Here is a 13338-nt window from a genome sequence, read left to right on the forward strand (position 1 = left end):
TTCCTTACAATGTAAATTTCTCCATATACTTGATTAATCTGTTTGATATGTCCGACAGTTCCCTTGCCTGCCCGTGCAGGGACTGAATCAGATCCGACAATGTAATCGTCGTGTCTGTTGTGGCAGCAGTGCGTTCATGGGCAATTTCTTTCAAGGCTTCCACCCGGGAAAGGATCTTTTCACTGCTTCCAGTCTCAGGGTATCCCTTCATCGATTCTGTAATATCTTCTAAAAAAGCCGTGAACTCATTCAGCTGTTCTCTCGCTTTGATCGTGGCTTCTGTTGACAGAGTGTACATTTTTTCTACGGAGTCAGACGCCTCCGCTTCGAGTAAAATCGATAACCGCTGGGCCTTTGTTGCCTGTTTATGGGTTTCTGCAACGAGCTGATTTAATTTGTCCACCATCCGGTTTGTGCTTTGCGACAGAAGCTCGAGCTCACTGCCGTCTTTGATATCGCTTTTCACCGTCAAATCCCCTTCTTCCAAGGAAGTGATTTGATTTTTGATGTGCTGCAAATTTTCATAAATGCGGTTGAAGAATCTCGCTGTCAGTAAGAACAATACGATGAGTGATGCCAATCCAGAAATGATCAGGATGATTGAATGCCGGTAGAGGGGGCCACTCATCTTTTCATAGTCGAGTGAAAGGTAAATGGTTCGGTTGTCATCGATTGGGATGAACATTTTGTAGCGTTTTTCCCCTTTCACTTTTTCGATATAAGATATTGTGACAGGATTCGAATCTGCTACCATTTCTTCATCTTTTGGCGTACCGTAGCGAAAGGTTCCCGCTTCGATCTTCTTCACGGGAGGATAGATCTGTTTTTCGAGCGAAGGATCAGCGAACACTTTAGGGTTCAACACACCGATTTCTTCTACAATGTCACTTTCTTTTACAAGCTGTTTGATTTCGGTTTCCGGTCCGACATTCTTCATATATTCATAGACTTCGTTTGCTTCTATGAAAGGGTTGATCGTAAAGTCGGTACCTTCAACATGGTAATAAGCAAATTTATAAAATCCGGATTGTTCTATACCAGAACCTGCCTGGGCAATGGGGAGTACAAGTGTGTATTGATCCGTAAACGTAGCGCCTGGAACTTCAGGCACTTCACCGCTCACCAATCGTTTTCCGGCTTCATAATATCCGAATTTCTTGAAGCTGAATCCGATTTCTTGTTCTTCGGTTGATTGTACCGCGATATAATCATCTTTTGATGGTGCTTCTTTAAAGATGGAAATGCCGGACAGCCCCAATTGGTCACGGATGTCTATCAATTCCTCTTTGGTAATCTCATCTGCACTTTTCTCTTTTAATTGTGTGGCGATGTGCTTCATATGAGCAACCAGTTTCAGATCGATTTGATGTTCAATGGTCTCTGTCGCAAGCTCTGTTTGTTCTAAGCCCCGTTTCACTGTATTGGCCACAGCTTCAGCCTGTTCGTTTGTTTGATTGACGATTTGTTTCTTCATGAAATAAAGCTGGGTAAATCCTGAAATGACTGCTATCACTACCAAAATGGATAATACCCTTAATAAAAATTGTTTTCTTAAAGTCACATTATTCCCTTTCATATGTCAGTTCCTCTTTCATTTTCAACTCTCCTGAAAACCACGCCATGGAAATCTGGCGAATCTCCTCTAATTTATGGTTGCATACATGCCCTTGATCCTCGAACTCTATTAAGTATTTCTCTGAGGAAATACGATTGAACAACCGGTGCATCTCCCCATCGGAGATCATCGTATCTTTATTCCCGTGAAATACCAGCAAAGGGGAATGATATTGTATCGTATCAAATCTCGGAAAAAGTCTTTCAGTTTCTTCTTCACTTTTCATATCGTATACACATGAACATTTCATCCTTTGAAGGAAATATGCTGGTATATTCATTCTGTCGATTTCGACTGCCGGACTCACCGCCACCGCTTTAGACACCTTTCGATTGGAACTCCCGTACAGGACCCAAGAGGCAGCCATGCTTGTCCCGAATAAATACAGAGGGAACTCGCCATACGTTTCTTCGGCATAGTCAATCAACCGGTCTATAAAGTACGCCCAATTTTGCCGTGTTCCGATCACCCCGTTGGATAAAAATGTATCGCCCTGACCTGGACCGTCAAAGCTCAAAGTAATGAACCCTTTTTCCGCAAAATCCATTTCATATTGATAAAGTTCTTCTTTAGAAGAATCTATCGGGTTAACCGAGATGATGACGCCGACCGGATCATCGGGAAGACGTATTCTTCCTGAACAGATACTGTGATCGGGAAGGACGATCTCCTTATATATGGTTGGGATGTTCGATATTGAATCAGCTTGTTTCATCGCTTGCTGGCATTTCTTATACCAACCGGCCTTTTCTGGAGAATGCATCGGGTCCAGCCAATAGTTCAAATAGTAGTAAAGGGATGCTTGTTTATACGCTGTTTCTGCCGCTGGGTAATCAAGTCTTGTTTCATGACCTTTCCCTGTATTCATCTTTTCTTCAGCAAGGCGTTCCCATGTATTCTTCCACTCTTTTGCTGAATCCATATGAAGACGGGCATTTGATACGTCATCATGATCTACCCCGTGCACCAGCCACCTTTCCCAGAAGACATCAAACAGCTTGGCGGTTTTTAATGTCCGATCAATATTTTTTGAGATGGTTTTAGGATCCATAGGAATCATACTTTATCTCCTTTTCATTTTTATTTATGCTGTTTGCTTTTGAGCAAGTGAGAGATGATTGATTTCGGTAACCAGCATTTGAGTTTGAAACCTTTGTATACGTTTACGGTTCTTCCTTTTAACCCGTTTGATTAATCTTTCCTTTATGGCCTTCACGATTGAAGGACAGAATGATGGTCGAGCCTTTTGTGCTACTATACAAACAAACCTGCTTCGATATTTTCATCATCAACGTAAATCCCTGTCCGAGCGATTTTTTAGTGGAATAGCCTGCCAGCAGAGTTGCTTTTGGCAGGTCTTCAAGGGGAAAGCCCGGTCCTTTGTCTTCTATCATAAAGCGGATTTCATTCTGATCTTCATCCTCGATCAATGTCATCTTTCCTTCTTCACCATGCTTGATCGTATTGGTGATCGCTTCTGACAGGACAAGGAGCCAGCTCATGATCGAAGCGTTGCTGTAGCCCATTTCCTCAAGCGTCTGCTGGGCGAGCTTTCTGCATCTCGGTATGTCGGAGAATATGTGGATCGTTCCTTCTGCCAGTATACGCCCCTGTTTATATCCGGTCAGTTCCTTTTCCAACAGGAGAAGAAGCTTTCCCTGGGTGGAAGCGAGGATGACGTCCCTGTATACCTTCCACTTCTCATCTTCTAACGAAAGAGCGTTCTCAACCGGCTCCGAGCTCTTCCTTTCAGAGAACAATTCTTCCTTAAACATTTCATACGCTTTCAGCATGGCATTTTGTATTTCGGGCCTTATGGTCAATCGATGGATTTCTTCTCGAAGGTCACTTCCTTCATCAGCCCATTCAAGCATCTGTTCGCTTATTTCGAGAAAGAACCCGTACTCTCCGTTTCTTTCTGCTTCGCTGTCCATTGAGATGGATCGATAAAATAAGTCGTCGCCTTCCATCGCTCCCATCCCTGCGTACTCAGTTAATTTTTTCGCAAGAAACCCCCTCTTTGTTCTGTATTGAAGGTCTTTGTAGGTCATGTCCGGGGGTAAGGCCGGTTGCTGATCATCGAGTGAAGTGTCTTTAAATACGTTCTTAAATAGACGCCTCAATGTTATATCCCCCTATAAAATGCCAAGCGGCGGCATGATCGTTATTTCGTCGACATATGCTCCCTCTGGCTGCGTCAGTAAAGAGAGTAGATGCTTGGCGATAACGTCTGCTGGAATCATTGCACTCATATCCGGTTTCGGGTCGATCTTTTCCCAGAAGCTGCTGCTGACAGCGCCCGGTATGACGGCTGTCACCTGTACGCCTTCTTGACGGAGTTCTGCCTGCATCACTTTGGTTAACCCGAGAAGACCGAATTTAGAAGCCGAGTACCCTCCACATCCAGGCAAAGCAGACGTACCAGCGATTGAAACCAGGTTGAGGATATGTCCTTTTCTTTTCTCGGTCATGATCCTCCCCACATATTTAGATAGCAGAAAAGCTCCCCGTAAATTTGTGGATATCATGTGATCAAAGTCCTCAACGTCTGTATCCAATACACTCCCGAATACTCCAACCCCCGCGTTGTTGATCAAAATATCGATGGTGCCAAACTGCTCCACCGCTTTTTCTGTAAAATCCTTTACAGATTGTTCATTTGATACATCAAGGGGATATTCGAGTACACGTTCATTCAAGTTTTCTTTCATGCTCCTGCTTCCAAGCACGAGGTTAGCTCCTTCTTCCTTAAGGAGTGATGCCGTTTCATAACCGATTCCTTTACTCGCTCCCGTGATCATGACCGTTTTACCGGTTAATCTTCCACTATGCCCCATGTCGCACATCCTCTTCCCCGCAGTACTCGAAATAGTTCTTTTCTGTCTCGTATAATCCGATTTTAAAGAGGTTTGATAGTTTCGAAGACAGGAGTTCCCATATCACCACTGCGACATTTTCCGATGTAGGGTTGATATGTTTAAATTCTTCCGTATCTAAATTTAAATGCTTATGGTCAAATTTTTTCATGATTTCTTGTTCTACGATTTCGTCCATTTCTGAGAGACTGGCGATCATCCCCGTTACCGGGTCCGGCGTGCCATGCACCGTCACTTCAAGGTAATAGTTATGTCCATGTCCAAACGGGTTATTGCATTTCCCGAATATGGCCAGGTTTTCCTCATTGCTCAATTGCTCACTGTGCAGCCGGTGGGCAGTACAGAAATGATACTTTCGGGTTAAGCGGACCATCGATCCTTCCTCCTTTTCAGCATATAAAAAGTTGTTTTCATGCAAGCGGATTTTATGAAGTTGGCAATTGTCTATTTTTCCATCCAATGAGTCCCATATGAATGAGACAATATTTTCAGTGGTCGGGATGTTTTCCGTGAAATGATCATTTTCTTTGTTTAAGAACTTTCCATCCATTTGTTCTGAAACAAATGATTTCACGACTTTGTCTATGTCTGTAATATTAACGACGATTCCCGACTCACGGTTCAGCTTACCTTTCACCATGACTTCAAGCGTATAATCATGACCGTGGCCGCTCGGATTGCTGCAAGGCCCGAATACTCGCTGATTTTCTTCTTCGCTCCACTCTTCGATCCTGTACATGTGAAGAGCGGAAAAGTATAACTTCCTGGATAGATAAAGCATGCAATCCCTCCTCTTAGTCTCTCGCCAATGCCCGTTCAAATTCCGTTACAAGGGCATCATTTTCTTTAAAAGAACCCTTCTTGATTGTCGTGACCGTCCCACTCCCGGGCTTCTTTACCCCACGGGCACACATGCATAAATGCTGACCTTCCACACTGACAATGACTCCTTGCGGCTCGAGGACGTTCATGATCGCTTCAGCCATCTGACGGGTCATCCGCTCTTGGACTTGCGGACGTTTGGACACCAGTTCTACGAGTCTCGCAAACTTACTTAAACCGACAACTCTTCCATCCGGAATATAGCCGATATGGGCTTTTCCAAAGAACGGAATCAGGTGATGCTCACAAAAGGTGTAGTATGTAATATCCTTGACCACAACCATCCCTTCATACGCTTCCTCAAATGTAGTGGTCAGCGCCACTTCCGGATCGACCCCCACTCCTTCAAATACTTCCCTATACATTTTTGCTACACGCCTGGGTGTTTCAATAAGACCTTCCCGCTCTGTATCTTCACCTACTAATTCCAATATTGCTTTGATATGATCTTCCAATGCGCCAGTTCGTGTTTCAACCGTCATCCTTCATTCCTCCTTATTAATCATGTTTTCAAGTAAGCAAAAAGACCCACCAAAAAGATTGGTGGGTCTGCTTGAATAAAGGCAGCTTTATCGCTCCCCTCTTCATACATTCCAATCCTTTTCGGTAACCCGGCGATCGTAGCTCATGCCTTAGACCCGTAGCTTTGCGTCCTTATTTTTCAATAAGTTTGCCATTATCGAAGGTGTCCTTCATCATTTGTTCCGTTCGTTTGCTTTTACAACCTGTTTCACTTCTTCTGTAATCAATGTCTTTAATTGATCATTTTTCACAAATTCGACTCCATAAAATCGTGTGATTCCGTTTGATCTGCTCCACACGAGCACCCCGTTTACCACCAGGAGGGCTTCATGTATCCTCATTTCCAACTGCACGAGTACCTTCTTTTCTACAGGGATTGAAAAATCGGCGCTGAACCTGCAGCCATTTGGACTGATGTCGATCAATTCACCTTTTCCCTTGCTCGTCCTGGCCCTGAGTTGGCCCACACTTATGATCGAGAACCTACAGGGAACCGGCTGTGGAAATGTATAGCGATAAGCTTCCTCTCGTTTATATAACATGGACATGTACCCCTTATAGTTTGTATATACATCCAGGATTCATCCATTCTCACTTAACGTGAAGGGTCTCTTAGGCAATATAACTTCAACCGTTGTACCCTGGTTCTCTTCACTTTCGATTTTGATTGATCCGTTATGCTGCTGGATGACACGGAAGCAAAGCATCAATCCGAGGCCCGTCCCTTTTTCCGTGTTGCTGTAAAATGGTTCTCCGAGCTTTTTTATCCGCTCTTTGCTTATTCCGATTCCATTATCTTCGACCCTGAATATCACATACCCCTTGGTTTCTTTCGCAAAGACGTCGATCACTCCCCCATCAGGCGTAGCTTCGATACTGTTTCTTAATAAATGAATCAATACTTGTTTCATGAGGTTGATATCACAGTGGATGGGACCTATTTCTTTATCAATCGTTGAAGATAACCGGACATTTTTTAAGCGGGCTACCGCTGACATAAAGTTAAGCACCTCTTCGATCAACTTGCCGGGAGCTGTTTGTTGCAATTGGACGGGCTTTTGTTTCGCCAATGTCAGGAATTCAGAAACAATCTCTTCCATCCGTTCAAACTCCTCGTATATGAATGTAAAGTATTCATCATTCAGCTCTCCTTGTTCAAAAAGCTGGATGAATCCTTTTATCGTCGTTAACGGTGTTCTTATTTCATGTGCAACCCCTGCAGCGAATTCCCCGACCAGTGCCAATTTCTCAGTGTTCCACAGGAGCTTTTCCGCTCTTTTCTTTTCTGTCATATCACGGCCGACCGCGATGATTTGTTCCACTTCCCCGTCTTTTCCCAGGATGGGTGTCGCAGAAGTCTCTAAAAACATCCATTCACCGTTCACATGTTTATAGCGGAATTCAATCTCGAGGGGTTTTTTATTGTTAATCATATATTTCAAAGTTTGGATCACGACTGCTTCATCTTCTGGATGGATGTATTGCAGGACGTTCAGATTTTCTGAGTATCTGCCTTCTTTATATCCGAGTACCGCTTCATGGGACGGGGATGCGTACAGCAAGTTCCCCTCGGCATCAATGATGCTGATTAAGTCCGACATATTCTCAGCAATCAGCCTATACTTCTGTTCACTGTCACCAAGGGCCTTCTCCACTCTCTTCTGTTCTGTCATATCGATACACGAGCATATGACTTCTTCTATCATCCCGCCTTTTTTAACCGCGCCTAGCCTTGCCATATAAGGGACCCCGTTGATGCTTCCTTCATAAGAAACATTGTCTTCCCCTTCCCACGCTCTTTCATAGTAGGTGTGCTTTCTCGCAGCTTCCTCTTTGGTGAGGATGTCGAATAAGTCTTTTCCAATGATTTGTGAAGGGTTCATCCCGAATTTGTAAAGCAGTTCCCCTTCACAGAAAGTATGGACGAAGCGTCCACCTACTTTCTTATACTTCAAGGTCAATCCTTGCTGCAGACGAATCGTCTCCTGTAAATCCCTTCTTGCTGCATGAACAAGTTCTTCAGCCCACATCCGCTCATTCAATTCTTGTGAAATTCCGTCTTTCCCTACAGTTTTCTGTATTTCAGCAATTTCAACCTGGAGCTGTTCAGGGGGAAGGGGCCTGCAGAATAAGAAACCCTGCCCTTCATCACACAAATGCTGTTGCAGGAATACAAGCTGCTCCTGCGTCTCAATCCCCTCTGCCACTACAGTTAAGTTGAGATGATGGGCCATGGAAATGATCATTTTCACAATCGTTTCATCGTTAGGGTGATGATAAAGCTCTTTCACGAAAGATTGATCGATTTTCAACGTATCTACAGGGAATCGTTTGAGGTAATTCAGAGAGCTGAAGCCAGTCCCAAAGTCATCGATGCTGATTCTTACCCCGATTTTTTTCAATTCTTGGAGGGTCTCAATCGCACGGTCTAAGTCTGCGGTCATACTTTCAGTCACTTCCAACTCCAGGCACTTCGCAGGCAACCCTGTGTCTTTCAGTACATCTTTCACCATTTTCACCAGGTTTGTCTGCGAGAACTGGCGAGGTGACAAGTTGACTGAAACCGTTGTTTCCAACCCCTGTTCATGCCATCTCACGTTCTGACTGCATGCTTCATATAGGACCCATTCGCCGATCGGGATGATGAGTCCCGAATCTTCAGCAATGGGGATGAAAGTCCCGGGTGAAACCATCCCCCATTCAGGATGAAGCCATCTTACCAATGCTTCAAAACCGGTCACCTTACCTGTTTTAAGATTAATTTTAGGCTGGTAGTAAAGGGTGAGTTCCTTCCGTTCAAGTGCTTTGTGAAGTTCAATTTCCATTTTCAATGGATTTACATTCTCGTTTAATTCAGAAGTAGAAAAGAAGTGAATTTCCTTATTTCCACTTTTCTTTGCCTGATACATGGCATAATCAGCATGCTTAATCAATTCATTTCCCGTCTGACCGTCTTCCGGGTAAAGGCTGATCCCGATACTCATTGAGCAGAAAATTTCATAATGGCTAACAAAAAACGGCTTGGCCATCGCATCTTTAATCGATCTCGCGGTAGCTTCTGCCATGTTGTAGTCAGCTTCTGGTATGATCATGATGAATTCGTCGCCGCTGTGCCTGAAAAGATGTCCATCCTCACCAATCACAGCTTTCAAACGCTTTGACACTTCCTGGAGAAGAAGATCCCCGATTTGATGCCCCATACTGTCATTCACAATTTTGAAACGATCAAGGTCTAAGAATAAGACCGTTAATTTTTCATTCTTTTCTATTTCAGCTTGAAGTACACTTTCAAGCTTATATCGATTGGGCAATCCGGTTAAATAATCATGATAAGCCCTGTGCATGATGTCCTGTTCATATTTCTTCCGTTCTGTGATATCACGGTAATTGACGACCACACCGTTCACGTTTTTGTCGTTCAATAGGTTCGTGATATACGCTTCACAGTGCACGACCCGTCCGTCGATCGCTTTCATCTGAAAATCATGTATGATCGTCTCATTCGGACTGTGCAGCACTTTCATCATCAAACTCTTTGCAATCATGGCATCTTCATCCACCATATAATCAAAACAGCTTGTGCCGATGACTTGATCTGCTTCGTATCCTAAAACATTTGAAATGGACGGACTTTCATAGGTGATGATGCCATTTCCATCTAACACAGCGATTACATCAGCAGAATGCTGAATGAGGGATTCGAATCTAGCGTTGGTATTTTCAATGATTCTTTCCAGTTCCTTTTTCTCTGTCCTATCCTTGGCCGTTCCGAATGCCCCGATCAATGTAGCATCATGCATCGCTGCCCCGACCGTCACGGAAACATAACGGATGGAGCCATCATGCTTGACCACCCTGAAATCCCGGTTCTGAACCTCCCCCTTCAACGCCCCTTGAAAATATTCCTTTACAAGCGGCAAATCATCCTCATGTACATAAGTAGAGAAGTGGGAATATATTAATTGATCCTGAGGAACGCCTGTGAGTTCCTCAAGACCCTTATTCACGTCAATAAAATAGCCTTCTTGATCAAGGAGAAATAAAGCATCGGGGAAGTGTCCGAATAATTTTTCATACAGATGATTTTTATTTATTTTTTCACTATTTTCCCCTCTTTGAATCGTTATAAAGTTTTTCATCTTTATCCCTCCGAATAGCAGCGTCATAAAATAAGCTACACAGCTAAAGACATTATTCCTGTATTCTTTTCCCCGCAGCGATGACTGTTTCATCCGGTTTTTTATATTGATAGAAAGAATATGGTGGATTTCCCGTGATGAAGTCTAGGGCCAAAAGTGGTTCAAGAAGGTTTACCTGTTCATCAGAAATTTGAAGAATTTTGTCCTCCAATTCCCTAAGGGGTATGCGGTTGAATCTCACAAATAATAGAATCAGCTGAGCAGTTAGCATTTCCTTTGAAAGTATCATTGAATCGCATGACTTTTCATATATATTTTCCTTTCAGATGGAAGTCACTCATTTCTTATTTCTATTGTCACTTAATGTAGAAGTTTCGTATATCACCTTCAAGTCTTATTTTCCATATAAAAACAGATACAGAGATTTATCAGGATTTTCGCATTTTTCACATAAGGAATAGCATCTTTGAATCGAAACCCCTGCTTAAACCATCAATACGAATGAATGAACACGCAAAGATTTCCATATTATTGTAAAAAACACTTTTAAATTAGGAACAAAAAGGATAAAATAGGAGCTGACTCCTATTAATATATTTGGCAGGACCATACGTGGTTAATGTGAAGGTGCGAGCTGTTGCCTTCCCTATAATAAAAAAGCCAAGAATACTGTTAAACAGCATTCTTGGCTTGATCATTCTTTTCATAAAATATAGGAATGAATAAATAGTCCGGAAGATTATGATTCAATAGGAAAATATCCCAGCTTATATACTTTTGCGATGGCCTGGGAACGGTCGGCAACACCAAGCTTTTGCAGAATCTTTGTCATGTGATTCTTTACTGTATGATCACTAATATATAATTCAGAGGCTATTTCAAGATTACTGCAGCCCTTCAACACAAGATTCAATACGTCTATTTCTCTATTAGATAACTGAGTCATATCCTTCAACCCATTGATGTCGATTCTATCAACTTCCATACTTCCACTCTCTTTCACACTGGCTATTGAAATTTCACTTTCTATAATATGTTGATGATGGACATAATCGATGAACTGCTCCCTTAATAGGGGTGAGAATGTCTTGAAGTCTTCAATAGCCTTGATGTCTTCACCCTGTTGAACAAAATAGTGACAAATGACAAGGATTTCACCCTGGATGAATATGTCTTTTCCTTTATCATTCCATTGATGAAATTCCTTCAACACTCTCTTGACGGAAGAGTCTTTCATTAGCTCATCAATCACCATTTCATCATATTCCACTAACAAACTCGCCTGAACAAGAACATCTGCGTCATGTTGATAAAAGCGTTTTGTAAAACTTTCAACAATATCCCTTACCCTTAAAGAACGCTCATATTTCTCAGGACCGACTGTAGCCAATATATTCGTTAAAACCTCCATCATTTGCCCAGATGGCAAAGAGGTTGTCTTATTTCGGTGAAGATGCATGGAAATGCTGCCTGCTACTGCAAGACTGGATAAAAATGATTGATAATTTTCCGGGGGATTCCCAGGATAACATCCTACACATAAGATCCCTTGTAAATCGTCATTAAAGATCAATGGGAACTCCAGAACCTTTGTCCCCCATTCGGTCTGATGAACCGTCGGATTGGCCGGATCAATGGTCTCAGTTCTCTGTGCGGACATTCTTCGGATGACATCCATCCCGTATTCATTGATCTGATCTGTTGAAAGCCCTCTTGAGACAATCTCTACATTCGAATGTTTCTGATCAGGCATCAATACTATACACGAAAATGGTCCCCGCACGACATTCAAGCTTATATCCACCAATATATAAAGGACCCGTTTGATATCCTCCACAGACGTAATGACCTTAAAGGTCTCGTTGAATGTAGATAATTCCATCAAGTGATTCTGAAGATCTGCCCTTAACGTTTTTGTTGTGATGAGGATGCTGATGATTGCAGATTTAAGGTAAGCATGTTCCCGTGTATCTTGTTCAGTAAGTTCTTGATGATAGGTGCCCCCGAAATATACGCCTTTCACATTGTGGTCACCATAGATCGGTATACAGAACAAACTTTTGATATCCATACCGATTGAAGCAAAGAAGTGGATTCTCGGATCCATACCTGCGTTCTTCCAATGTTGGAACTGTTCAATGGCAACGGTATGTCCAAGAAACCCTTCACCGAGCAAAAAGGTGTGACCTCTCAATCTGTCGGTACGTTCGCCTTCAATAAAATCCACTGCATACCCGTTTCCATCCTTGCTCTCCAGTGCAAGCCCGATAAAATCAAATTGATTGTTCGTTGAGAGAATATCCTCCATCAATGAGTTGGATAAAACCCCATCACGCCTTGTCAATTCAAGACTTTGCTGAATGACGGTAAGCTTTTTGTTCGTTCTTGCCTTATCATCATGTAACGTTAAATACTCGGTCAGCATACCGGAACACTTCTTGACCAGTTCAATCTTTTCCAGCTTCTCTCCTTCTGTACACTCTGGAGTGGCATCAAGGGCGGATAAAACATCTGCAGGATTTCCCATGAACTTCTTTACCCGCTGTTGCACAAAACTCCGTGAAGATGTTTCTAAAATATACCCGGCAAACAAATAATAAATGAGTGTGTCATGTATATAAATTGGAGAAAGGATATACTTGGCGCCTGATTCTGAATTCAGCAGCATCGTTGTCTTCATCGCACCTAACGGCTCCAACACACGGGCGAAGCTTTCTCGTGCCCTATCGCTGGATAAATCCATTTTAGAATACCCTTCTCGATATGTGACATCGGTTATCAAATTCCCTTCCCGATCCACGATGAACATCGTCAATTCTGCCAATTTTGCATAAGCCTCCTGAATGTCTTGAAGAAACTTCATCTTTACAGCCATAAAGCTTCCTCATTAACTGTTCCCGGATTTACTTTGCAGGTCCTTCCGATAGGAATGTGACTAAAAGGATCGACACTATCAGGATCACGCTCTTGCTCAAGATAGACTTCAGGTGCTAAATAAATGACATCATTCAATTTTTCAATCCTCAATTCTATCAACCCCGATCTGTAAATAGTTTTAGATTTTCTATTCGGATACTTTTCAATAACCCAATGTTTTCTTAAAGCAGGTGTGGTGTGGCAAAATGTTCATGTCGTGCAAGTTTCTGGGGAAAAGGAATCAATGTAAAAAGACGCTTATTCACATCGACCACAGGGAATAAATACCATTTTATGTATATTTATTCATTTTTATCCTCACTTTTACTATAGACATTCAACATTTTACGATAAAGCAAGAGTGGATAGTAATAAATTTACAAACTAC

10 protein-coding genes and 1 riboswitch are annotated in these 13338 nt (G+C 42.5%); all 10 genes read right to left on the reverse strand.

The genetic code is table 11. From position 1 onward, the window contains the following. Window positions 1–4: 4 nt before the first annotated feature. The 10 genes from KH172YL63_RS19420 to KH172YL63_RS19465 all read right to left on the reverse strand — a co-directional run bounded on the left by KH172YL63_RS19420 (window position 5) and on the right by KH172YL63_RS19465 (window position 13061). A complete protein-coding gene (locus KH172YL63_RS19420) occupies window positions 5–1576 on the reverse strand; it encodes a methyl-accepting chemotaxis protein (protein WP_173107641.1) in 1572 nt (523 codons plus the stop codon). Beyond that, a complete protein-coding gene (locus tag KH172YL63_RS19425) occupies window positions 1563–2675 on the reverse strand; it encodes an alpha/beta hydrolase (protein ID WP_173107642.1) in 1113 nt (370 codons plus the stop codon). Before KH172YL63_RS19425 ends, KH172YL63_RS19420 begins: the two co-directional genes overlap by 14 nt. 118 nt (window positions 2676–2793) lie before the next feature. Then, a complete protein-coding gene (locus KH172YL63_RS19430) occupies window positions 2794–3738 on the reverse strand; it encodes an ATP-binding protein (protein ID WP_173107643.1) in 945 nt (314 codons plus the stop codon). 12 nt (window positions 3739–3750) lie between these two features. Beyond that, window positions 3751–4452, reverse strand: coding sequence for an SDR family oxidoreductase (locus KH172YL63_RS19435; RefSeq protein ID WP_173107644.1), 702 nt, complete (start codon window positions 4450–4452; stop codon window positions 3751–3753). Then, entirely contained in the window at window positions 4442–5272 is an 831-nt protein-coding gene (locus tag KH172YL63_RS19440) for a 6-carboxytetrahydropterin synthase (RefSeq protein ID WP_173107645.1), read from the reverse strand. The genes KH172YL63_RS19435 and KH172YL63_RS19440 overlap by 11 nt, the downstream gene beginning before the upstream one ends. Before the next feature lie 13 nt (window positions 5273–5285). Further along, on the reverse strand, window positions 5286–5855 hold the full coding sequence (folE, locus tag KH172YL63_RS19445) for a GTP cyclohydrolase I FolE (RefSeq protein ID WP_173107646.1): 570 nt from the start codon (window positions 5853–5855) through the stop codon (window positions 5286–5288). 120 nt (window positions 5856–5975) lie between these two features. Continuing rightward, window positions 5976–6058, reverse strand: a riboswitch (cyclic di-GMP riboswitch). Window positions 6059–6068: 10 nt separating this feature from the next. After that, complete coding sequence (locus tag KH172YL63_RS19450; RefSeq protein ID WP_173107647.1) at window positions 6069–6437, reverse strand: PilZ domain-containing protein; 369 nt, start codon at window positions 6435–6437, stop codon at window positions 6069–6071. Between the two features lie 39 nt (window positions 6438–6476). Next, window positions 6477–10034, reverse strand: coding sequence for an EAL domain-containing protein (locus tag KH172YL63_RS19455; protein ID WP_173107648.1), 3558 nt, complete (start codon window positions 10032–10034; stop codon window positions 6477–6479). Window positions 10035–10773: 739 nt separating this feature from the next. Continuing rightward, window positions 10774–12909, reverse strand: a complete 2136-nt coding sequence (locus tag KH172YL63_RS19460; RefSeq protein WP_173107649.1) for a LuxR C-terminal-related transcriptional regulator — start codon at window positions 12907–12909, stop codon at window positions 10774–10776. Beyond that, entirely contained in the window at window positions 12900–13061 is a 162-nt protein-coding gene (locus KH172YL63_RS19465; RefSeq protein ID WP_173107650.1) for a hypothetical protein, read from the reverse strand. Before KH172YL63_RS19465 ends, KH172YL63_RS19460 begins: the two co-directional genes overlap by 10 nt. Window positions 13062–13338: the final 277 nt, after the last annotated feature.

Origin of the sequence: Bacillus sp. KH172YL63 (assembly GCF_011398925.1) — a bacterium.
Taxonomy (GTDB): domain Bacteria; phylum Bacillota; class Bacilli; order Bacillales; family Bacillaceae_B; genus Rossellomorea.